Origin of the sequence: Clostridium sp. FS41, assembly GCF_000954015.1 — a bacterium.
In the GTDB taxonomy this organism is placed as follows: domain Bacteria; phylum Bacillota; class Clostridia; order Lachnospirales; family Lachnospiraceae; genus Enterocloster; species Enterocloster citroniae.
Window position 1 is genome coordinate 148,867 of the sequence record NZ_JYHN01000064.1, and the last position, 21,942, is coordinate 170,808.

Annotated in this window: 18 protein-coding genes and 1 riboswitch; of the genes, 4 read left to right on the forward strand and 14 right to left on the reverse strand. The window is 52.0% G+C overall.

Annotation, left to right across the window (positions count from 1 at the left end; genetic code table 11):
- Positions 1-21 precede the first annotated feature (21 nt).
- The 8 genes from CLFS41_RS18745 to CLFS41_RS18780 all read right to left on the reverse strand — a co-directional run bounded on the left by CLFS41_RS18745 (position 22) and on the right by CLFS41_RS18780 (position 7,720).
- Entirely contained in the window at positions 22-783 is a 762-nt protein-coding gene (locus CLFS41_RS18745; protein ID WP_007867822.1) for an ABC transporter permease, read from the reverse strand.
- A complete protein-coding gene (locus CLFS41_RS18750) occupies positions 752-1,048 on the reverse strand; it encodes a thiamine-binding protein (RefSeq protein ID WP_007867824.1) in 297 nt (98 codons plus the stop codon). Before CLFS41_RS18750 ends, CLFS41_RS18745 begins: the two co-directional genes overlap by 32 nt.
- Before the next feature lie 89 nt (positions 1,049-1,137).
- Positions 1,138-1,247: riboswitch (TPP riboswitch) on the reverse strand.
- Between the two features lie 68 nt (positions 1,248-1,315).
- Positions 1,316-2,299 carry a collagen-like protein gene (locus CLFS41_RS18755; protein WP_045093127.1) on the reverse strand — a complete coding sequence of 328 codons (984 nt, stop codon included), beginning with the start codon at positions 2,297-2,299 and terminating at the stop codon, positions 1,316-1,318.
- A 162-nt stretch (positions 2,300-2,461) separates the two neighbouring features.
- Positions 2,462-3,289, reverse strand: a complete 828-nt coding sequence (gene amrS / locus CLFS41_RS18760; protein WP_045093128.1) for an AmmeMemoRadiSam system radical SAM enzyme — start codon at positions 3,287-3,289, stop codon at positions 2,462-2,464.
- Positions 3,286-4,692 carry an AmmeMemoRadiSam system protein A gene (gene amrA, locus CLFS41_RS18765; RefSeq protein ID WP_045093129.1) on the reverse strand — a complete coding sequence of 469 codons (1,407 nt, stop codon included), beginning with the start codon at positions 4,690-4,692 and terminating at the stop codon, positions 3,286-3,288. Before amrA ends, amrS begins: the two co-directional genes overlap by 4 nt.
- A gap of 72 nt (positions 4,693-4,764) precedes the next feature.
- Positions 4,765-5,889 carry an SLC13 family permease gene (locus CLFS41_RS18770; protein WP_007867834.1) on the reverse strand — a complete coding sequence of 375 codons (1,125 nt, stop codon included), beginning with the start codon at positions 5,887-5,889 and terminating at the stop codon, positions 4,765-4,767.
- A gap of 315 nt (positions 5,890-6,204) precedes the next feature.
- Positions 6,205-6,432 carry an HPr family phosphocarrier protein gene (locus CLFS41_RS18775; RefSeq protein WP_007867837.1) on the reverse strand — a complete coding sequence of 76 codons (228 nt, stop codon included), beginning with the start codon at positions 6,430-6,432 and terminating at the stop codon, positions 6,205-6,207.
- Positions 6,433-6,631: 199 nt separating this feature from the next.
- Positions 6,632-7,720 (reverse strand): substrate-binding domain-containing protein, encoded by a 1,089-nt coding sequence (locus CLFS41_RS18780; RefSeq protein ID WP_082082635.1) that lies wholly within the window; start codon positions 7,718-7,720, stop codon positions 6,632-6,634.
- A 133-nt stretch (positions 7,721-7,853) separates the two neighbouring features.
- Between CLFS41_RS18780 and CLFS41_RS18785 the strand changes: the two genes are divergently transcribed.
- Both CLFS41_RS18785 and CLFS41_RS18790 read left to right on the forward strand, forming a co-directional pair.
- Positions 7,854-9,410, forward strand: coding sequence for a response regulator (locus tag CLFS41_RS18785; protein ID WP_007867842.1), 1,557 nt, complete (start codon positions 7,854-7,856; stop codon positions 9,408-9,410).
- Entirely contained in the window at positions 9,407-11,293 is a 1,887-nt protein-coding gene (locus CLFS41_RS18790; RefSeq protein ID WP_007867843.1) for a histidine kinase, read from the forward strand. The genes CLFS41_RS18785 and CLFS41_RS18790 overlap by 4 nt, the downstream gene beginning before the upstream one ends.
- Before the next feature lie 98 nt (positions 11,294-11,391).
- Here the strand turns inward: CLFS41_RS18790 and CLFS41_RS18795 are convergent, their stop codons facing one another.
- The 4 genes from CLFS41_RS18795 to CLFS41_RS18810 are packed head-to-tail and all read right to left on the reverse strand — an operon-like array spanning position 11,392 to position 17,853.
- Entirely contained in the window at positions 11,392-12,504 is a 1,113-nt protein-coding gene (locus CLFS41_RS18795) for a hypothetical protein (protein ID WP_045093130.1), read from the reverse strand.
- Positions 12,505-12,518: 14 nt separating this feature from the next.
- On the reverse strand, positions 12,519-13,679 hold the full coding sequence (locus CLFS41_RS18800; RefSeq protein WP_007867847.1) for a TolC family protein: 1,161 nt from the start codon (positions 13,677-13,679) through the stop codon (positions 12,519-12,521).
- 44 nt (positions 13,680-13,723) lie between these two features.
- The gene (locus tag CLFS41_RS18805) at positions 13,724-16,729 is read right to left on the reverse strand and encodes an efflux RND transporter permease subunit (protein ID WP_045093131.1); all 3,006 of its coding nucleotides are present in this window, start codon (positions 16,727-16,729) and stop codon (positions 13,724-13,726) included.
- A gap of 11 nt (positions 16,730-16,740) precedes the next feature.
- The gene (locus CLFS41_RS18810; RefSeq protein WP_007867851.1) at positions 16,741-17,853 is read right to left on the reverse strand and encodes an efflux RND transporter periplasmic adaptor subunit; all 1,113 of its coding nucleotides are present in this window, start codon (positions 17,851-17,853) and stop codon (positions 16,741-16,743) included.
- Between the two features lie 177 nt (positions 17,854-18,030).
- On the opposite strand from CLFS41_RS18810, the gene CLFS41_RS18815 reads away from it, so the two are divergent.
- Complete coding sequence (locus tag CLFS41_RS18815) at positions 18,031-18,705, forward strand: response regulator transcription factor (RefSeq protein WP_007867854.1); 675 nt, start codon at positions 18,031-18,033, stop codon at positions 18,703-18,705.
- Positions 18,702-19,766: a HAMP domain-containing sensor histidine kinase gene (locus CLFS41_RS18820; protein ID WP_007867855.1), complete on the forward strand. Its 1,065-nt coding sequence runs from the start codon at positions 18,702-18,704 to the stop codon at positions 19,764-19,766. The genes CLFS41_RS18815 and CLFS41_RS18820 overlap by 4 nt, the downstream gene beginning before the upstream one ends.
- 63 nt (positions 19,767-19,829) lie before the next feature.
- Here CLFS41_RS18820 and CLFS41_RS18825 read toward each other — a convergent pair whose 3' ends face one another.
- Entirely contained in the window at positions 19,830-21,206 is a 1,377-nt protein-coding gene (locus CLFS41_RS18825; protein ID WP_052665812.1) for a HAMP domain-containing sensor histidine kinase, read from the reverse strand.
- Positions 21,199-21,891 (reverse strand): response regulator transcription factor, encoded by a 693-nt coding sequence (locus CLFS41_RS18830; RefSeq protein ID WP_007867859.1) that lies wholly within the window; start codon positions 21,889-21,891, stop codon positions 21,199-21,201. The genes CLFS41_RS18825 and CLFS41_RS18830 overlap by 8 nt, the downstream gene beginning before the upstream one ends.
- Positions 21,892-21,942: the final 51 nt, after the last annotated feature.

The window sequence follows — 21,942 nt, forward strand, 5'->3', positions numbered from 1 at the left end:
ACTACTCTATCCAACTAATTCTTAACGTTTTTCCCAGGGCATGCACTTTTTCTGAAGCAGCTCCACCAGCCACATAAGCAGCAGGCTGATCATTGAAATAAGAAAGATCACTGCAAACATTTTATCAAAGGAAAATGCCTTTCTGACCCGTGTCATGTACACGCCCAGTCCGCCGAATCCCCCCAGCCATTCTGAGATCACGGCGCCTACCACTGCATAGGATGCTGAAATCCTGAGACTGGAAAAAAACTGGTTCAGCGCTCCGGGAAGCTTAAGGTAACGGAATATCTGCATACGGCCCGCCCCCATTGCCCGAAGAAGGTTCACTGCGTCCGGATCAGCGGACTTAAAACCTGTGAGAAGTCCCACCGTGATAGGAAAAAACGTTGTGATGACAATAAGTATGACTTTGGGCGTCATCTCATACCCAAACCACAGCACTAAAAGCGGAGCCATGGCCACAGCCGGAACCGTCTGGGTCAGGACGATCAGGGGATAGAATGCCTTATATGCCTGCTCAAACCGGTCCATCAGTACTGCGGCAAAAAATCCGGTTGCAATTCCAAATCCAAGGCCCAGGGCTGCCTCCGTCAGGGTAATCCTGGCATTGTCCATCAGAGCAGGAAACTCGCTCACAAAGGTACGCGCCACATGGACAGGCGAGGGCAGCATAAAGCCCTCTATGATTCCCATGGACACGGCAGCCTGCCACAATATGAGTATGGTGACAATGGCCGAACAGGACCAGAATTTACCTGTGGTGTTTTGTAACTTTCTTTTCAATGGTAAGCACATCTCCTTCAGGGCGGTAGGATACCTTGATATATGCCGCCACGGATGGCGCACCTGCCCTGACGGCAATGTGCTGGCACTCTTTCACAATATCCATAAGCTGGTCATAGTCGCCTTCAATGGCCGTCTCAAACGGTCCTACATAATAGTTTAACCCGGTGCTTTTGATATAATCAATGACCTGGTCCACAATGCGGATCAGCTCCTCATCGTTCTCTGCTTCCGGTAATGTCTGAATTGCTACACTTGCGTTCATAATTCTCTCCTTTTCTCTTATTGTCCCATAGGATGCTCCAACAGAACAGAATATAAAAATCCCGCCAGGACAATCCTGGCGGGACATCACAGACATGGTCTGAATACTCCCTACGCTGGCATTATCCAGATCAGGTGTCAGGGTTCGGAAACCTAAGTCCCATCTCAGCCAGGCAAGCCCAGCACCCCTCTTGATTTTCTTGCTTCAGTATACTACCCGTGATATTAAAAGTCAATATATGCCATTTAATATATTATATCCCCGCTTTTATCTCCTCAGTTTGAAGATCACCATGGTCAGTGATCCCTCCGGGCCGGGAAGAGGACTGTTATAGGTCAAAGTAAATGTGGTCTCCTCCGGAACTGCAATGATAAAGGAGACAGATCCCACCGCACTGGACCGTCCTTCCCCGGTCATGAAATAGATCCCATATTCAATATGAGGTCCGCCGTTATAGGACGGCGTGATCTGCATATATGTCTTTTCAGAATACAGTACGGTCACCTCATAAAAAATGGAGTAATATCCTGGCTGGAGAGTGATATGGGTGGGATCGGTCAGCACAATATTACCTGTGTCGTCCGCCACGCCAATTCCCATGGGTATCTGCTGTGCATTGACATACAGTGCCGCAAAATTGATAAAGGAAGCAAATATGTCGTTGGGTACCACACCGGTGGGGCCGGTAGGACCGGTGACACCAGCAGCGCCTGCAGGTCCGGTGGCTCCTGTTGGGCCTGTTATTCCCGCAGGACCTGTATCTCCCTGATTTCCCTGAGGGCCGGTGGCTCCCGATGGTCCCTGGGGGCCGGTGATCCCCGGGTTTCCCTGTGGTCCCGCAGGCCCCTGGAGTCCCTGAGGGCCGGTGGGACCGGCCGCCCCCTGAGGGCCGGTGGCTCCCGTGTTCCCCTGGGGGCCGGCAGGTCCCTGGGCGCCTATGGGTCCCATAACCCCGGTACTGCCGGTAGCGCCTGTTGCCCCTGTTGCTCCCTGGGCGCCGGTGGGTCCAACCTCACCTCTGAGCCCCATGGGTCCCTGAAGGCCCTGGGGGCCGGTAACTCCCTGAGGTCCGGCTGCTCCCTGGGGGCCTCTCGGCCCTGCAGGCCCGGCTGGTCCCCGGCAGCAGCACCAGTCATTGCATCTGCATCCGCTGCCGCATCCATTTCCGCTATTGCACCCACTTCCGCTGCCGCAGCCTTTTTTGCCGCATCCATTTCCATTGCTACATTCATTTATATCGTCTTGATACATCGTACTCTCCCCTTCACATAGATTACAAAGCAAATGCACTTCCGGATCGTTCCGGCAGTGCATTGCGTTCGTTACTTTTATTATATGCACGTCTGAGTTCCCCGTTAATCCAGGGCGTACATAAGGGGAGTGCCCATTCCCGGGGGCAGCGTCTCCAGACTGCTAACAATTCCCTATAAACACATGCTTAAGGGATTTACGGGCAGTCTCTGCCAGGGAATAGACCGTACGGATATCAGTAGCCCCCCGGTCCGTCATCTTCCACCTTGGGAAAAACCGTGTGATATGGAGGGGAATGTCCGAACTGATCCCACCAACCCAGGAGGCCAGCTCCTTAATCTCCTGTTCTGAATCATTTTCCCCCGGCACGATCAGGGTGGTGAGTTCCACATGGCAGGCTTCAGCCGCCCGCTGGATGAAATGCCGGACCGTCCCCAAATCTCCGCCCAGCTTTGCGTAAAACTGGTCCGTAAACCCCTTCAGGTCAATATTCATGGCATCGGTAAGGGGCAGGATCTCATCCAGAACCGGGTCCGTCACACTTGCATTGGTTACAATCACATTCTTCATCCCGGCTGCCCTGATAAAACGGGCCGTGTCACGCACATATTCCCATCCCACCAAAGGCTCATTGTATGTGTATGCCACTCCTATATTTCCCCGGGGCCTTAGGGCCTGGGCCCGGGCAGCCAGTTCCCCCGGCTCTATATAAGCCGCTTCACTTTCCCTCTCCCCGGCCATGGATATCTCATGATTTTGGCAGAAGGGACATCTCAGATTGCATCCGAAACTTCCGGCCGACAAAATCATGGTTCCCGGACAAAACATGGCAAGAGGCTTTTTTTCAATGGGATCCAGAGCCAGGGAAGTGATCTTCCCATAATTTACAGGTATGATCCTCTCCCCCGTATTCTTCCTGGCCCGGCAGAACCCGGTCTGTTCCCTGTCCAGTTCACAATGGTGCATACACACATCACATCTGATCTTCATCCCTTATCACCATGCCTTATGACCTGGAACCGCTCCAGCCTGACATCCATATCATCCGCATCGATTCCGGCTTTCTGTTTCGCGATCTCCAGCTGCTCCTCCACTGTGTCCACACCGTCCAGATTTGGCAGAAGCAGGCCGCGTCTCTGCCCTTTGGTGACAATGACCCCGTAATGCTTTACGTCCAGTTCCTCCGTTCCGCTTATGGGCTGTGTCTCTCCCAAAACATCCACACTGTACACAAGGCGGCACAGCTCTTCCTCCATTACGGATGGGAACCTTGGATCATGGATCCCGGCGCTTACCGCGTTCTGTATGATTTCCTCAGCCACATTCCGGCACACAGGGCCAATGGTGCCGATGCACCCCCGCAATGCGCCGTTCTTATGAATGGACACAAACGTCCCAGCCCTGGTGTCCAGCATCTCCTCAGGCAGTTCATCTTTAACCGTATCCAGGGAAATCATCCTTCTTGTGCGCACATAGTGTTCCAGGGATCTTCTTGCAAGGGATACATAGGCGTCCTCCCCATCCTGCATCTGCCTGCATCTCTCCTGTTCAGCCGCCTCGTACTCCTTGAGGAAATGGCGGCTTTTATCTTTTCCTTTCACCATAAAGGTACAAATGCCGTATCCCACTCCAAAGGGGCCCTGATAGGTCAGGCGTCTGGACTCTACAGCCATGCCGTCCATGGCCCCCGCCATCATGGTAAAGCTTCTGTGGCCGCATTCCCCAGCCTTTTCACAGAATTCTTCCTTAAACTCCAAAAGCTGTCCAAACCGGGCATTCCCCATAATCTCCATGATCCGTTGGTCATACTCCGGCCCCTGGGCGCTGTACCCGTAAGGTCCGTCCCCTTTCAGCTTATGGGACAGATCTCCGCTGGCTATGATTACCACTCTCCGCCCCAGACGTGAGACTGCTTTTTCGATCAGCTGTCCGGCCTTGTAATGATCCGCAAAAGGCAGACCGGAACCACCTATGCGGACCAGCCTGTAATCCCTGTAGTGCTGGTTCACAAAAAACAGCGGTACCATGGTTCCATGATCCAGAGTCCTGTCCCGTTCCCCCTCCGTTCCCATGGGAAAATCCGCTTCATCCGCCAGACTGCGCAGTTCCTTTACCAGCTCCCTGTCATATTCAACCTCCACGGCTTCCTGAGGCGCAAGAAACTGACCGAAATCTCCCCTGGCTCCCCTTCCCGGGGAAATGTGAAAGTAATCCCCATACATTACCGCGTGAGGCGACAGCATCACAATGGTCTCGGGCCGGGATTGCGCCACCAGAAGGGCTGCCTCATGATATGCCTGGACGGTATCCCTGATCAACAGTTCCTGCCCCCTGCCAACAGCCGGTACGATAAGCGGCGGATGGGGCACCATAATTCCTGATATGATAGCCATGTTCTCTCTCCTTCCTTAGTCATGTCCTAAGTTAAGTATAGCATTCCCCATCTCATTTAAAAAGGGTCAATCTTACAGCGCGATCCACAGCAGAACGGCCAAAAAAGCCAAATTTACCGCCGTGAACCAGGCCAGATACCTGCCTCTGTACATGGGGTACAGCCTGGCTATATATTTATAGGAAATAAGACTGGCCATGGATGCGATCAGGGTGCCCAGACCGCCCAGATTCGTCCCCACTATAAGGCATTCCCATCTGTCTGTGAACCCTGACAGCAGCAGGGCTGCGGGCACATTGCTCAGCACCTGGCTGGCTGCCACGGCGGTAAGGATCTCCCTGCCGTTTAAGATATCCTCCAGCATACGGCAGAATGCGGGGACACGCCCCATATTTCCAATAAAGATAAAAAATGCCCCAAAGGTCGCCAACAGGGAATAGTCCACGGCCAGCAGCAGGCTTCTGTCTCCCATCCACACTGCCGCCAGGACAAGGATGAGAAGAAGCTGCCACGGCAGCATATGAGCCACACAGCATATGGACAGCCCAAAGAGGGCCGTGTATGTAAAAAGCGGTCCCAAGGGCAGCTTTTCCCCGGGACATGTTTTCCCTTCCCTGCATTCTTCTCCCCGTTTAAGTCCCCTGAATAATCTTCCCACAATGATCAGACCTATTCCCAGCAGCGCAAAGGATGCCAATGTATAAGGCATCATAAGGCCCACAAAATCCAGGGCCGGTATCCCGGCCCTGGAATACAGATACAGATTCTGGGGATTTCCAACAGGTGTCATCATGCTGCCCAGATTCGCCCCAATGGTTTGAAGCAGGACCACGGGCACCACCATGGCCTCCATGCCCGCCATTTTAAGTACAGTGATCCCAAATGGCACAAATGTGATAAGCGCCACATCATTGGTGATGATCATGCTGAAAAAGAAGCACAGATACACCAGCACGGCCGCCACACAGCCTGCCCGGCTGACCCTTCCCAGCAGTTTTCCGCCGGCTGCCCGAAACACCCCCAGCCGGTTAAAGCCGGCCATGACCGTCATAAGGCAAAACAGCAGCCCCATGGTCCTGTAATCCATGTACGCCAGATACTCTTTGTCCGGTTTCACCAACACCATGGATACCAGTGCCAAAACAATGGCTGCGCTGAGCACTGTTTCCTTTTTTGCAAACGCTTTTATCCGCTTCATACCATATGTCCCCATCCTTTGTTGTTTCATTCGATTGTTCCATCCGGTCCCCCTCAGGATTCCAGCCATAGGAATAATATCACCTATGGGAGAAAGAATCAATGAAGAATAATGAATCCTGCTCCAGGATTCTCCGCCTGCAGCGGGCCGCTTCAGCGGCATTTTCCCTTCCGCCGCAGTGCGGTTTCCGCGGAGCGTTTTTTATATCATAGGGAATTCCAGAGAATTTTCCTTTCATATAAAAACAACACGGACCGGCTGCATATCCTGCAACCGGTCCGTGCCTGAATTTTAAGTAAGGAAAATCAAAAATTATTATGCTGCAAAAGGAGCAAGCTCTTCCAGCAGTTCATTACATTCGTCCGTATGAAGAATAAGCTCTACTGTTTTGGATTTTGCCAGGGACAGCACTCCAACAACAGACTTTGCATCAACCACACGGCTGCCGCACTTAACATCTGCATCATATGCATAGCGGTTGATGATTCTCACGAAATTAATTATCTGGTCTGCCTGCTCGAACTTTACCATTACATGTTTCATCTTTTTTCACCTCCGTATAGTGATCTTGTAAGTCACTGTCAGGTGCATGGGGGATATGGCCCTTGCAGAGCCGGCATCTGACAATGGTTACTGCCTTTTTCTTCTGTAATTCTTTGTACGCTCTTATCATACCACGCAACCATAATGGAATTCCATGGTAATATTCTATTATATGCTGTAAAATTTTCAAATATTTTACCTAAAACTGCGTTTTCCAGTATTCCACGCTGTCTGCATCCACCCGGATGGGCTCACCGGAAATGATTTCCATACCCCCGCCACGGCCCAATTCCAGCCTGTAGCTGCTGCCGTCCGGCAGCTTGATCTCCTGTCTGCTGGTCCCGCTCTGCCCATTGGTCCCGCTCTGACCGTTGGTCCCGCTCTGACCGTTAGGATCACCCAGTTCACCGTTTGACAAGCCCAGGGAAAGATAGGCCGCTACCTCCCCCATGACCACAGGATCCCATATGTACATCACAGGGCAGACATCTTCCGCCCCATCACCGATGTGATCAGCCATCTGCCCCGGCAATCCCAGTCCGATGACCTTTACGTCCTTTTCAATACCCCGGACGCTGACCACGTCCGCGGCAGCCTTGATCCCCTCTGTGGACAGGCAGCAGATCACCTTCATATCCGGGTATGTGTCCAGCAGCCGTTTTGTCTCCTCATAAGCGGTTTCATAGATTCCTTCCCCGAATGCTATGTCCACCAGCCTCAAGTCCCGGTACCTGGTTCCCTCCAGTTCCTTTTTCATCCAATAGATCCACTCGTTCTGATTGGCCGACCGGCTTCCCGCAGACAGGATGGCCCACTGTCCGCTGCCCCCGCACACATCGCACACGGATTGTACCAGCTGCTGCCCCAGCTTCCCCGCGTCCACGGGTTTGACATAGATGCTCCTGCTCCCTGCCTCCGTATCCGCATCCAAAGTAACCACCGGTATGCCTTGATCCATTGCCTCCTTCAGTACAGGAGACAGGGCGTATTCATCATTGGCAGCCACGGCAATTCCATCCACCTGTTCGTGGATCAGGTTGCGGATCAGGCGTATCTGCTCCTGGGCCGTGGCATTATCCGGGTACAGGGTAATGCAGTTCCTTCCCGCCGCCTCGATCACCTGTCTGTATCCGCGGCTGGCCAGCTCATTATACCAGTTATTCCTGGATTTCATGATGATGGCGTAGGTCCCCTTGTCGTGGACCTGCTCTCCATAGCAGGAACTCACGAAAATACCCACGATCATAAAAATACATGCCGCCGCCCACAGCCCGCGCTTGTCTTTCATTTCCAGCCACCACCTTTGTCCCAATTCTTTTTTCCAGTATATACCTAATGAGGTATTTTGTCTATTTTCGTTGCAAATTGCCGATTTCTTGTTAAAATGATTGTATGACTGAATGAAAGGTACGTGCATATAGATGAAACTTTTGATTGCTGATGATGAAAAACTGACCCGGGAGGGGATCCGTGACAACCTGGACTTACAGAGCCTGGGGATCACCCAGGTATTCCTGGCTGACGATGGGATCCACGGGCTGGAGACAGGCCTGAGGGAGCATGCGGATATCGTACTTACAGATGTCCGCATGCCCCGTATGAACGGTGTCCAGATGGCGGAAAAACTGCTGGCAGCTCAGCCGGATACGGTTATTATCTTCATGAGCGCCTATTCGGATAAGGAATATCTGAAAGCCGCCATCAAGCTGAAGGCAGTAAGCTATGTGGAAAAGCCCCTGGATATGGAGGAACTGGCCAGTGCCGTGAGGGAGGCAGTGGAAAACTGCCGCACCATGAGCACGCGCCAGGTGGCCGCCAGGAGCCATGAAAAGGAACTGCTTGGACACCTGTCCATGCTTCTCACGGAACAGAATACGGATTTTATGGAGGAGGCATCCGGGATCATCAACCGCCTGTCCCTCTCCATCACACCCACCACCTGCTTTTGTGCATTGATCGTGGAGAGCAGGACACCCTTAAGCCTGCTTCCGGAGCAGGGGATGGAACAGATCAGGAAATCATTTACCGGCTTTGTGGCCGACAGGGGAATGCATCAGATGTATCTTCTGAGAGCGGACCGGTACATCATCATTTTCCTGTATTCCGGCACCAGGCAGGAGGAAGAGGTGATCTGGTCCTGTGCCAAATTCCTGTCCGATCAGATCCGGGATTATTTCCTCTCCTTTATATCCGTGGGTCCCATGGTCAGCGGAATGGAGCGGGCCCATGTCTCCTTCCTGGACGCCCAGGAATATCTGAAGGAAAGCTTTTTCCATGAGTACGGCTCCATCCTCACAAAAGATATGGTCAATGTCCCCTTTCATCCGCCTGCTGACGTGATGCTTGACTTTACCGTTGCCCTGGCGGAAAAACAGGAGGAACACGCTCTTAAACTGGCGGACCGGCTGTACCGCTCCATTGTGCCCAGCAGCATGCTGGGAGCCAGCCAGGTAAAGGATATCTATTACAGATATTTCAGCAAGCTGGATGAGCACAGTATGAACAACTATATTTCCCTGTGGCAGAAGGAGGGCCTGCACGCGGAAAGCATCTGGGACGGTGTTATGGGGTGCGCTACCTTAAAGGAACTCCATGAGCTTTTATGCGCCAAGCTGCGCCTGTATTTTGAGCAGCTAAAGGCAGACAGCGGGGAGAACCCCATTGTGTTCCAGATCAAGGAATTCATACGCCAGAATTACGGAACCGCATCCCTGTCCGTGCCGGATGTCAGCGAACATGTCCACCTGTCCCCCAGCTATGTGTGCACCATATTTAAAAATGAAACAGGCCAGACCCTGAACCAGTACCTGACGGATTACCGGATCAAGATGTCCAAGCAGTTCCTCAGCGATCCCCGGTATAAGATAACCGATATATCCTCCAAGGTCGGATACAGCGATGGCAATTATTACAGCAAGGCGTTTAAAAAGCTGGTGGGGCTTTCCCCTTCTGAATACAGGGAGAAAATGCTGTCATGAAAAATCCCATTAACCAGCTGGTCCACCGGTACACCTATGACCTGCGGCTGAAGACAAAACTCATCATATCCCATATCATCCTGATCCTTCTGCCCACAGCAGTGCTGTCAGGTTTCTTTTTCCTGCGTATTTACGGGATCGTGATGAAGGACAACATACGCTCCGAGCAGGTACTCTCCTCCCAGACAGTCAACTCCATCGAGAACCTGATGTCCCATGTGGCTTCCTCCTCGGATACCATCACCAACTCCCTGTTTGTGCAGGATATCTTCCGTATCCCCACCGACATAGCAGGAAACAGGACCATTACCACCTCGCGGATGAACAGCCTGTTCCACCTGGCCCAGAACATCACGGATACATCCCTGATCACGGATGTGAAGATATACTATGATGACAAGGCTTACAACGACCTTATGCAGTACAACCGGGTGGGAAATGCCCTGTTCATCCCCATGTCCTCCATTTCCAGCAGCTACTGGTATGGGATCTACAGCTCCTCCGACCGCATCCACCTGCTCTGCCCGGAGCTTTACCTGACACCGGACGAAGCGGAAAAGAACGGGAAACTGGCTTATATTACAAGGATCCCCTACACAAACGCCGATCAGATGCCGGCCGGCTCCAACACCGCTTCCGCCTATGTGGCGGTCTATCTGTCCCGGTCAGCCTTTGACGATGTGCTTAGAAAGGATGCCACGGTAAGGGATGAGGCTGCATTTATCATCAATGAACGTGATGTGATCGTGTCGGCCTCGGACATGAGCCTGGCCGGCATGTATTTCATCCCCCAATCCCAGCTTAGCACCCGTATGGGCACGGAAAAGGAATTTTCCCTTGTATCATTCCTGGACAGCACGGCCTATGCCGCTTATTTTCCCATCAATGACACGGACTGGACCATGGTTTCCATTATCCCGGCCCTTCATATCACAGATGCGGGCAGGGGGATGATGATGCATTTTGCAGTTGTCTACCTGCTGTTCACCGCGGTCGCCATGTATATCTCATTCCAGCTGTCAAACTCCATTGCGGACCGTATCATTGCCGTGGCCCTGCAGATGGAAAAGGTGCGCTCCGGGCGTCCACAGCCCATGGACATTGAAGACACCGGCTGCGATGAGGTAGGTGTACTGGCCGATACCTACAACTATATGACCGAGGAGATCGGCCTGCTTATGGACAGTCAGAAACAGGCGGCCGATGACTTAAGACGTGCCGAGTTCCGGGCATTGCAGGCCCAGATCAATCCCCATTTCCTGTACAACACCCTGGACATGATCAACTGGCTTTCCCAGACCGGCCGCAGCGAGGAGGTCACCCAGGCCATCCAGGCCCTTTCCCGTTTCTACAAACTGACCTTAAGCCGCAAAAGCCTGATGAATTCCATTGAGACGGAGCTCCAGCACGTGAGCCTGTATGTAAAGCTTCAGAACATGCGCTACGATGACTGCGTCACCTTTGTGATCGATGTCCCGGAGGAGCTTTATGAATATACCATCCCCAAGCTCACCTTCCAGCCCATTGTGGAAAACGCATTTCTCCACGGCATCATGACCACGGAAGAAAAAAAAGGCAGCATCCTGCTCACTGGTTGGAGGTCAGGGGATGACATTGAGTTCATCATCTCTGACGATGGAGCAGGCATACCGCCTGAAAAACTTGATACTTTGATGTATGATGTGGACCATACGGACACTGATTCCGGAGTAAAGCAGCCCGCCATTCCCGGACACATCGGAATCTATAACACCAATTTGCGCTTAAAGAGTCTGTATGGCGAGTCCTATGGCCTTTTCTTTACCAGCACGCTGGGGAAGGGCACGGAGGTGACCTTTAAGATTCCGGCACGGCATATTACGGATTCCCTGGAACGGATGTAGGCTCACCGGCCGGACGCTGACTCCCCAACCGGACGCTGGCTCCCCAACCGGACGCTGGCTCCCCAAGAAGTACAGACTACCAAAGGAGATGCAGGCTCCTAGTTGACCCCTTTCACCTCCCAGCAATAGGACTCATAGGCCTGCACCAGATTCATGGACGCAGTCTCCTTGGCCGCCTGCTTTTGTGCGTAGGCGGCTTCCCCTTCCAGGTACTCTGTGTTGGAGAGCAGGCCGGCCGCCTGTTTTCTCTGAAGAGACTGGTAGATAAGCAGGGCGCTTTCATAGGACTCCAGGGCTGCCTGGTATTGGATGACCCTGGATTCCAGCTCCTGGTAGGCATATTGAATGGAGGCCTCTGCCGTGCCCTCGGCCTCCCCCACCTGTTTAAATCTCCTGTTGATATCCGCTGTGCTGTAGGCCCTGGTGTGACGTTCGTTCTGGACGTTGGAATCATTGCCCACGGCTTTTTGTTTATCTGATTCAAAATCAATGGCGGCAATGGCCTCCATATCCGGGGCCGGTATGGCGCCGATGACAACATCCTCTCTATCCTCCAGACCCAGCATGGTCAGCAGGCGAAAGCGCAGTTCCCGCTCCTGCTCCCTGAGGGATTCCAGGGAATTGCGCGCAATGTCCAGACTGCTTTTTTCAGAAAGGACCTGGGCCTGGGTCGCTGAACCGGCTGTACTTTTTCTTACAAGAGCCTGATAGGACGCTTCCAAAGCCTGGACATTTTTTTCGGCAGCATATCGGTTTTGCGCCATCTGATTGTAGGAGTTCATCAGTGTCTGTGCCGTATATGTATAGGAATCCGCTGACTTTTCTATGGTCCTGGCGCTCTTTTCATCCGTCAGGTTTTTAATCTGGTTATAGATACGGCTGGCCGATGCCTTCAGCATGGATGCATTGGAGGAATAAACCGCCGATGTCTCCCCATTCTCATTTGAAAGGTCCTCGGCCTTGTCTTCCATGTTATCCTGTTCCCATTTCATGGTATCCCACATCTCCTGGTAGGCATTGATGGTATCCTCCTGGTCCGCTATGGTTTTTTTCAGGGTCAGGTTCCCTTCCTTCAGAAGTGTGCGGAGATCTTCATATTCCACCCTTACAGCCCCAGAGGGATCAGACTCCTCTCCAAAGGATGTGATGGGCGGATTCAGGGCCAGAAACGCGCACAGAAACGCGGATATGAGCACACGTTGTTTGTTCATGCCGATCCCTCCTGTCATGATACAGATGCAAGGCCGTTTACTGCCCACTGGTAATCCAGCTGCGCCCTTAAAAGTTCCAGTTTCTGGGTTTGCACATTGATCTCCGATGTGGTAAACGAGGATTTTTGTTTTTCATAAGCATTCCTGGTCATGGTGCCTGCCTGGAGTTTTCTGTCAGCCGTGTCCATGGTATTCTTTTCAAGCTCATATGTCTGAAGGGCCTGGGCATAGTCTTCCCTGGCCAGCAGCAGGTTCTGGTACGCATTTTTCACACTGTTGGACGCCACTTCCCTCTGGCTTTTATAGGACTGCTCCAGGCTCTCCCTGTTGCTGACGCTGACTGCATTTTCAATCTGTCTTTTCAGTATTTTCAGACTGTAACTATTTTCCAGGGCCAGCGGGATATCGGATTCCAGGGAAATGGATTCCATCCATTCCAGGTCCGGCTCCGGAACATCACAGATCTCCACATCCGCTCCGTAAGTCCAGCCCAGCATGAGGCAAAGTGTTTCCTTTGTCTTGCCAAGGCTGCTGTTTGCAGATACAATGGATGCCTCGGCTGTGGTCACCGCTTCTTTGGCGGAAAGCAGGTCCGCCTGAGTGCTCATGCCTGCGCTGAGTTTTGTGGCCGTTGATTCATAGGCCAGCTGGGACTGGAGCCTGCTTTCCTCCAGCCGCTTAAGGGCATAGGTCTGGCTCCAATAGTCGATCATGCTGCTCTGAGCCTGTTTTACCAGACCGGCCTCGGTCTGGTCATACCCCAGCTTCTTGGTATCGCCGTCATCCACATTGTCATCCCCCTGCTCCCTCAGCTTATCCACCTGGATCTGGCTGTTCAAATAAGAGGACAGACGGCTTGCATAGTCGGAATCACTGGAATCCGGATAATCCATGGTGCCGTACACATCATCCGCAGCATCATAATAATCCTGGGAAATATCATCCCGGCTTTCTCCTCTGTACTCCTCGTATTCAATCTGGTTCTGGATGACCGTGTTGTTATACTCATGGACCAGGTCACCGATCTCGTCAAATTCCAGCCTGTTGTCCCGAAGCTGCGCCCATTTCTCAGCGGTATAGGCAAACTCAGGGCTTCCCGCCAGGGCACTGGCAGGGGTCAGAGCCACGCATATTGCACAAAGCAGGACCCCTGCCGCCTTTCTTTTACCCGTCATGTAATCACCTTTCCTTTTCAAATCCTTTTTTGGGCCGGATCCCGCTAAATATCCAGGACCACCCGCTTCTTGTTGCCGTTCATGATCGCGTAATAGATCGGCAGTATGAACAGGGCTACCAGCACACCCGCTGTCAGTCCTCCGATATTAACCACCGCTAGTCCCTGGGTAGTGGAACCGCTGCTTCCAATGGCAAGCGCCATAGGGATCATGGACAGGATGGTGGTCAGGCTGGTCATAAGGATGGGGCGGAGCCTGGTGGCGCCTGCCTCGATCAGGGCTGTCTTTAAATCCATGGTCATTCTGTACTGGTTTACGGTGTCCACGTAAAGGATGCCGTTATTTACCACGGTTCCCACCAGGATCAGGAATCCCAGCAGGGAAGTCATACTGATGGACACGCCGGTCAGCTTCAGGAGTCCAAAGGACCCCACCAGGCTGAAGGGAATGGTGGTCATAACCATGAAGGAAAACTTTGGAGACTCAAACTGGGCCGACATGACTACAAATACCATGAACACGGCAATGGCAATGGCCTGATACAGGGCCGAGAACTCCTCCTGCATCATCCGGTCCCTGGAGTTAACGCCTGTGGTAATGGTACCGGACAGGTTGGGATTTATGACCTCGCTGTCAATGACGGATTTCACATTACCGCCCGTGTAGTCTGCTGTGATCGTGATCTCATAGGACTTATCTGTTTTGGAAATGGAAGCCGGACTGTCCTTAAAATAGATTTCCGCCACATCGGCAAGGGCCACATAACCGCCGGAGGGCTTTGACAATATGATCCCCTGTAACTGGTCCACTGTCCTGTACTCCTCCTCCGGGTATTCAGCCATAACGCTGACCTCCCGGCCATCGATATCCAGGGTGGTAACCTCCACGCCATCCAGCATCTGGCTTACCATGCTTCCTATCTCGGAAGGGGAAAGTCCCTCCGCCGCCGCCATGACAGGATCCACCTCAATGGTCACAATAGGGGCTGTATTTTCAATGCTGGAATGGACATTGGCCACATCCTCCCTGGCTGTCATCTCCTTTACGATCTTATCGCTCACTTCCTTCAGCTCATCATATTGGGTGCCGTGGAGAATGGTCTCATATCCCCTTCCTCTTCCCATAAAGCTCATGGAAGTGGACGCCTCCACGGTAATTGTACAGTTGTCAATATCCGACATTTCCTTTTCCCACAGCGTGGCCACATCCTCCGTATCCATGGTTCTGTCATCCTTCAGATAAGCGGTAATAGTACCGCTGCTGTTGTTATACCGCAGCATGTAGGAATCCACATTTTCATTGGACGCCACAATACCCTCTGCACGGGACAGCATGTCATTGGCCTGGTCGGTGAGAAGGCCGGGCCTGGTCTCTATGGATACGCTTACGGTTCCCGTGTCATCCGAAGTCATAAGCTCTGTTTCCATGCCGTTTGCCAGCACCAGGGTTGCAATGATGATCGCCACCGAAGCAATCATCACCAGGGCTTTGTGTTTTAACAGGCTTGGCATGATGCGCCGGTACGCGTTCTGCATATGGACCACGGGACGGGACATGGGTGCTTTTTCCATCTCCTTGGGTTTATACATCATATAGCTTAAGGGCACCACGGTCATGGCTGAGAACAGGGATGCGCTCATACAGAACACAATGGTATATCCCAGCGGTTTGAACATCTGGCCCGTCATACCCTGTAAGAATACCAGTGGGATAAATACCACGCAGGTTGTAATCGTAGAACCGATGATGGACTGGAGCACGATGCCGGTGCCTCCCAAAGCTGATTTGGCATAGCCCAGCAGTCCCTTGTCCTCACTTTCATCCGTTGCCCTAAAGCAGCTCTCCAGCACCACAATGGAGTTATCCACCATCATGCCCACGCCAAGCACCAGGGCGCTCATGGTTATGACGTTCAGGGAAAATCCAAAGGAGGTCATGAGGATCAGTGAAAGCAGGATGGAGGTAGGGATGGAGCTTCCAACGATCAGGGATGCCTTGTAATCCCCGAAAAACACAAAAATAATGATCATGGAAATAACCACGGCCAGCACCATGGTCACAGCCACGTCCTGCAGGGAACTTAAAATGCTGTCAGCCGTGTCCCTGGCAATGGTAACGTGGAGATCCTCATCCGCTGCTTCCAGGGAGGCAATGGTTTTCTGCACGGCGGACGACACATCCATGGCCGTGCTGCTCTGCTGTTTGGAGATGGACAGGGAAATGGTCTCCTGGCCGTCATATCTGGAAATGCCGCCTCTCTGCTCCTCCGCCTCATATACATTGGCCACATCCTCCAGGTACACGATCTGTCCGCTGGATGTGGTGATGGGAACACGTTTTAAGTCGTCCAATGTGTCATTCTCCACCGAGGTGGTGACGGACAGCTCCAGGTTCCCTGCCACAGCATCACCGGAGGGGTAGGAAAGATTGGCTGCGCTCATAGCTGTCCCGATCTGGCTCATGGTCAGTTTATACTGGGCCATCTTTTCAGACTGGAGTTCGATCCTTATGTATTCCGAGGAACCTCCCATGGCCTCCACATCGGCCACCGAGGTTATTTTTTCAAACTCAGGCACCACCTTTTGGTCCACATAATCGTACAGATCCTTTTCTGTTTTGTGGGAAATGGACAGCATCATAGTCGAGCTGGCATTGTTGTTCATTTCCATGACAGAAGTTTCCACATCATCCGGAAGCTGGCGCTCCAGACTGTCCAGTTTCTTTTTCAAGTCATCATATGCCTCATCCATATCCGTACCGTAGTCATATTCCAGCATGACCATGGAACGGCCGTCACTGGAGGATGAGGACATGCTCTTTACCCCTTCCAGGGTGCTGACCTCATCCTCTATGGGTTCTGTCACCAGTTCATTGATATCCTCAGGCCCTGCGCCGGAATATCTTCCCATGACGATCAGCATGGGAGTATCTGTGTCGGGCATCTGCTCCAGGGTAGCTGAAAATACGGAGGAGATACCGAACACCAGCAGGCAAAGCAGGGTCATGACCGTTGCTACCGGCCGTTTTAATACAAGTCTTGTAAGTCCCATGGTATGCCTCCCTATTCTGCCTGATCCGCACTGCTGTCCTGCGCCTGGCCGGATTCTTCTCTCAGCTGAACCCTGGCCCCTTCATACAGGTTGGAGCTCCAGGTGCTTACCACCATGTCATCCTCTGAAATGCCGGACAGGATCTCAGCCTTCTCGGAATCATAAAGCCCCACTTCCACCTGCACCATCTGCGCTATGCCGTCTTTATAGAGATATACATACCCGTCCCCGCCGCTGTAGTAAACAGCATCCACCGGTATGGTCATTGCATTTTCCGTATATTCCGTTACCAGACTCAGTTTAACGGTGCTGCCTGTCGCTATGCCGTCCGCGTCTTTAAGTTCTGCCTTAACCTTAAACAGACCTGTATCCGAGTCCACCATGGAACTGATCTCACTGATATTTGCCTGGTAAGTCACCCCGTCCTTCTGGATATCCAGCGCATCCCCGGATGCTATGTTACCCATCATCCGCTCCGTCACGTAAAAGGATACGCGTTTCTCTCCCTCCCCTGCAATGACGCACAGCTGGGCCGACTGGGACACGCGGTCATGTACTTCTATATCGCAGCTCTCGATCTTGCCGCTGATGGGAGCTGTCACCGTGCTGTATTCCACCTGTTTTTCATAGGCCAGCTTTGCCGATTCATACTGCAGCCTGGCTGACTTGACCTGGTTGGAGTACTGCTCATATTCCTGATCCGAGAGGTCGCCGCTGTTATAAAGGATCTGCATCCTGCTGAGATTGCTCTGGGCCTCGGAAAGGGAAACAAAGGCCGCATCCATGGAATTCTTGGATGTCTCCACCTGCTCCGTGTCAATCTCACAGAGCACCTGTCCCTGTTCCACCACATCTCCGGACTTAACCAGAACGCTGGTCACATCACCGGAGGCTTTGGCATACACATAGACAAAATCAGAGGGCTCCACGGTTCCGGTAAGGCCAGTGGTCAGTCTGATATCCCCCTTAACCGGGTTTTGGGCCTTTACAATGGTAGGGGAAGCTTCCTGGCCTGCCCCCATGGCTTTTTTCTGTCCCTTATCCATTCCTGACAGCACCAAAAGGACTGCCACAACCGCTACAGCTGCCCCAATCCCAATCTTAACCTTCATGCTCTTTTCCATTATCTCTCTCCTTTGCCTTTATCCATTCGTCTCATATAGTAAAGGTTCAAGATAAATTAAACATTAACAAATCCCTAATGTACGTAAAATAAAAGTGAACATTCTGTGATTTATTCATGTTCGCTTTATAAATGAATGCTATAAATGTATAATAGAAATCAATTGGAGGATAATGCCATGTTTCAGATATTAGTAGTGGAAGACGATAAAAACACGCGTAAACTAATGGAGGCTGTTTTAAAAAGCAATGGATTCCATCCGATCATGGCCTGCAACGGGGAGGAAGCCCTGAAGCTTCTGGACAAACACCTGGTAGACCTGGCGGTTCTGGATATCATGATGCCCGGCATGGATGGGTATGAACTTACAAAACAGCTGCGGGCATCAGATTATAACCTGCCCATTCTGATGGTCACCGCCAAGCAGCTTCCCGAAGACAAACGCAAAGGATTTATTGTGGGAACAGATGACTATATGACAAAACCGGTGGATGAGGAGGAAATGATCCTGCGCATCAAGGCTCTGCTGCGCCGTGCTCAGATCGCCAGCGAAAGAAAAATCGTGATCGGTGATGTGATCCTGGACTATGATTCCCTTACCGTGACCAGGGACAGTAACAGCCAGACCCTGCCCAGAAAGGAATTCTATCTGCTGTATAAACTCCTCTCCTATCCGGGCAAGATATTCACCCGCATCCAGCTCATGGATGAAATATGGGGAATGGAATCTGAATCCGATGACAATACCATCAATGTCCACATCAACCGGCTCCGCAAACGCTTTGAGGCATATCCGGAGTTTACCATTGAAACCATTCGCGGCCTGGGTTATAAGGCGGTCAAAAACGTATGAAGAAAAAAATCAATCACAAACCGCTGCGCACCGTTATCCTGGTACTGTCCCTGGTGATCTTTGTGATCATGTTTGCGGTCATGACACTTCAGGGAACCCTTATGTACCTATACCTGAAGATATGGTATCAGGCCGATATCCCTATGCCTCAGTTCTGGCGTCCCATACCATTTACCATACTAGTAAGCACCCTGGTGGGCGTGGTCCTCACCATACTGGCCAGCCGGATCCCTTTAAAACCCATCCGTGACCTGATCGAAGCCATTAACCAGCTTTCGGAAGGCAATTTCCATGTCAGGGTCCATCTGGACCTGACCCGGGAATTTGTCAGGCTTTCCGAGAGTTTTAATTCCATGGCTCAGGAGCTGGAGAACACAGAGCTTCTGCGATCTGATTTTATCAATAATTTTTCCCATGAATTTAAAACCCCCATTGTATCCCTGCGGGGTTTTGCAAAGCTTTTAAAAAATCCCGACCTGCCGGAGCAGGAGCGGCAGGAGTACCTGGACATTATTATCCATGAATCCAACCGTCTCTCACAGCTGGCCACCAATGTACTAAACCTGTCCAAAATCGAAAACCTGAACATCCTCTCGGATATGGAGCTGTTTGATCTGACCGAGGAGGTGCGCCAGTCCGTACTGCTCCTGGAATCCAAATGGCAGAAAAAACAGCTGGAACTCATCATTGACATGGAGGAGATTGAATATTACGGCAGCCGTAACCTGTTGAACCAGGTATGGATCAACCTGATCGACAATGCCATCAAGTTCTCTCCCGACCACGGCAAAATCAAACTGAAACTTCACCGGTCAGGCACCTCCTCTGTCTTCCATATCCTGGATAACGGCTGCGGAATGAGCGAGGAGACCAGTCAGCACATATTTGACCGCTTTTATCAGGGTGATCTTTCCCATACCACGGAAGGCAACGGGATCGGACTTACGGTGGTGGAGAAGATCATCCGCCTTCACGGTGGGAATATTACGGTTCACAGCGAGGAGGGTATCGGAACCACCTTCGTGGTTACCCTGCCGGATATCCAGCCCCGGAATACGTAGGCTTTCCAAATTCAGGCTTTATTTATCAAGTCTTATTTATCAGGCTTTATGGCCGTCTTGCAGTTATTCTGCGGGAAATTGCAGTGTGGGAAATTCCAGCTCTGTCACAAACAGGCATCCCTCCCTGCTGCAGACAAAGCTTCCCCTGTGGCGGCCCATGATCTTGGCACATGTCTTAAGTCCGATGCTGCTGCTCTCCTTCTGTGCAAGATCTTTTGCGGCATGATTGGTAAATCGGATCCACAGACGGTCCTTTCCCTGCCTGTACTCCACTGTAACAGGGTGGGAAGGATCTGCATATTTCAGGAGATTGGAGAAGATGTTCCCAAACACCCGGCGCACCAGCCCGATGTCCACCATAAGGCGGCAGTCAATGTCGTCTGAACTGCGCTCAATGGCAAATCCCTGGTTTTCCATGTCAAAGAGACTCTCCTCCACCACCTGGCCCAGGAACTCCGCCCCATTAACCTCAATGGTTTCCAGTTCCTCCTTCTCCTTACCGTAAACAATAAAATACTCAAACATCTTATCCGACATATCCTTGATCTGATAGGCTTTGTCCCTAACAGACGCCAGGCACCGCCTGTACTGCTCCTCATCCTTCCACCGCTCCATCTGAAGGATATCCACATATCCCAGAAGTGAGGTCAAAGGCGTGCGCAGGTCATGGGACATGGCTGTCACCAGATCCCGGTTGGCATCCCTGGCCGACTCCTCCTGTTCCTGACGTTCCTTCACAGCCAGGCGCATGGCATCCATCTCAGCCGCCAGGGACGCCAGCTCATCCCTTCCCTTGACCGTGATGCTGTAATCCAGGTCCCCGCCTTTCAGAATATGGATTTCCCGCTCCAGCAGGGCAATATAACGCACCTTCCTGCGGATCAGCAGGAACAAAAGGATCATAAAAGCCGAAACGGATATGATTCCATTGACCGCACTCACCGCCGTATAGTATCCGGCCTCGAAGAAATAGCTGATGACAGCCTCCACGGTCCCGTCTGCAAACTGCAGCCGGTAGGCCCACGGAATGCCCATCGCATCCATATCTGTCCTCATCTCATCTTCCCCTGCCTTTTCCTCCTCTGACGAGGTTCCGTACTCCATGTAAGGGATCGCGGCCGCAATCTTTCCGTCATTGCTGTAAAAGATATTATCATTTTTATACAGGGTGATCAGAAGGTTTTTCTGTGTTTTAGCCCATTGGTCCAGCATATTGCTGTCCCCTGAGGACAGGCTGTTTTTTGTCACATATTCCTGGAGGCTGTCTATGCCCCCCTGTTCCTTGGCCAGTATCACATCCTCCCTGAAAAGCATCCTGTCTAACATTCCATAGCCAAGGGAATTCAGTCCCATGAACAGGAACATACCGACCATGGCAGAGAGGATGGCAGACAGGGCCAGTTCCATCCCCAGCTTGCTGATCCTGCATCTTTTACTCAACCCGGTACCCCTTTCCCCAGACATTGACCACATATTTGGGATTCTTAGGATCCGCCTCCAGCTTTTTCCTCAAGTTCCGTATATGTACCATCACCGTATTATTTGCACTGTAGAAAAAAGGCTCTTCCCATACGCTCTCATAAATATTTTCAATGGTAAATATCCTTCCCCTGTTGCATGCCAAAAGGAGCAGGATCCGGTATTCCAAATCCGTTAAAAGGAGTTCTTCCCCTGCTCTCCTGACCTCATTCCATGCTTTCTGGATGGTCAGGTCCTTGACCGTAACCGCACCGTCCTCCTTTTCCTCCGTCTTGCCCTTATATACATGGTATCGCCGTATCATGGCCTTCACCCTGGCGGCCAGCTCCGTATAGGAAAAGGGCTTTGCCAGGTAATCATCCCCTCCTGCGCCAAACCCCATGGTCTTATCGGAATCCTGGGTGCGGGCTGTCAAAAACAGGATCGGCACCACGGATTTTTTGCGGATCTCCGCACAGGCGGAGAAACCGGAGCGGCCGGGCATCATCACATCCAGTATGATCAGGTCATAGGTGTCATCCGCCATGGACACTGCCGATATGCCGTCAGCAGCCTCATCCACCCGGTAGCCCTCCCCCTCCAGAAGGATCCGCACCACCTCCCTTATCTCAGCATCATCATCTGCAAACAGAATCTTTCGTTCCATCAAATTCCCATCCTCCAATGTCTGCCTCTTTCCCGGCACTTTTCCCCATTA

Coding starts and splice junctions, on each gene's coding strand:
- CLFS41_RS18795 (WP_045093130.1), bottom strand. CDS start 12,504: ATGAACAAACAACGTGTGCTCATATCCGCGTTTCTGTGCGCGTTTCTG.
- CLFS41_RS18770 (WP_007867834.1), bottom strand. CDS start 5,889: ATGAAGCGGATAAAAGCGTTTGCAAAAAAGGAAACAGTGCTCAGCGCA.
- amrA (WP_045093129.1), bottom strand. CDS start 4,692: ATGGCTATCATATCAGGAATTATGGTGCCCCATCCGCCGCTTATCGTA.
- CLFS41_RS18830 (WP_007867859.1), bottom strand. CDS start 21,891: ATGGAACGAAAGATTCTGTTTGCAGATGATGATGCTGAGATAAGGGAG.
- CLFS41_RS18755 (WP_045093127.1), bottom strand. CDS start 2,299: ATGTATCAAGACGATATAAATGAATGTAGCAATGGAAATGGATGCGGC.
- CLFS41_RS18810 (WP_007867851.1), bottom strand. CDS start 17,853: ATGGAAAAGAGCATGAAGGTTAAGATTGGGATTGGGGCAGCTGTAGCG.
- CLFS41_RS18750 (WP_007867824.1), bottom strand. CDS start 1,048: ATGAACGCAAGTGTAGCAATTCAGACATTACCGGAAGCAGAGAACGAT.
- CLFS41_RS18815 (WP_007867854.1), top strand. CDS start 18,031: ATGTTTCAGATATTAGTAGTGGAAGACGATAAAAACACGCGTAAACTA.
- CLFS41_RS18800 (WP_007867847.1), bottom strand. CDS start 13,679: ATGACGGGTAAAAGAAAGGCGGCAGGGGTCCTGCTTTGTGCAATATGC.
- CLFS41_RS18775 (WP_007867837.1), bottom strand. CDS start 6,432: ATGAAACATGTAATGGTAAAGTTCGAGCAGGCAGACCAGATAATTAAT.
- CLFS41_RS18790 (WP_007867843.1), top strand. CDS start 9,407: ATGAAAAATCCCATTAACCAGCTGGTCCACCGGTACACCTATGACCTG.
- CLFS41_RS18785 (WP_007867842.1), top strand. CDS start 7,854: ATGAAACTTTTGATTGCTGATGATGAAAAACTGACCCGGGAGGGGATC.
- CLFS41_RS18805 (WP_045093131.1), bottom strand. CDS start 16,729: ATGGGACTTACAAGACTTGTATTAAAACGGCCGGTAGCAACGGTCATG.
- CLFS41_RS18820 (WP_007867855.1), top strand. CDS start 18,702: ATGAAGAAAAAAATCAATCACAAACCGCTGCGCACCGTTATCCTGGTA.
- CLFS41_RS18780 (WP_082082635.1), bottom strand. CDS start 7,720: ATGAAAGACAAGCGCGGGCTGTGGGCGGCGGCATGTATTTTTATGATC.
- amrS (WP_045093128.1), bottom strand. CDS start 3,289: ATGAAGATCAGATGTGATGTGTGTATGCACCATTGTGAACTGGACAGG.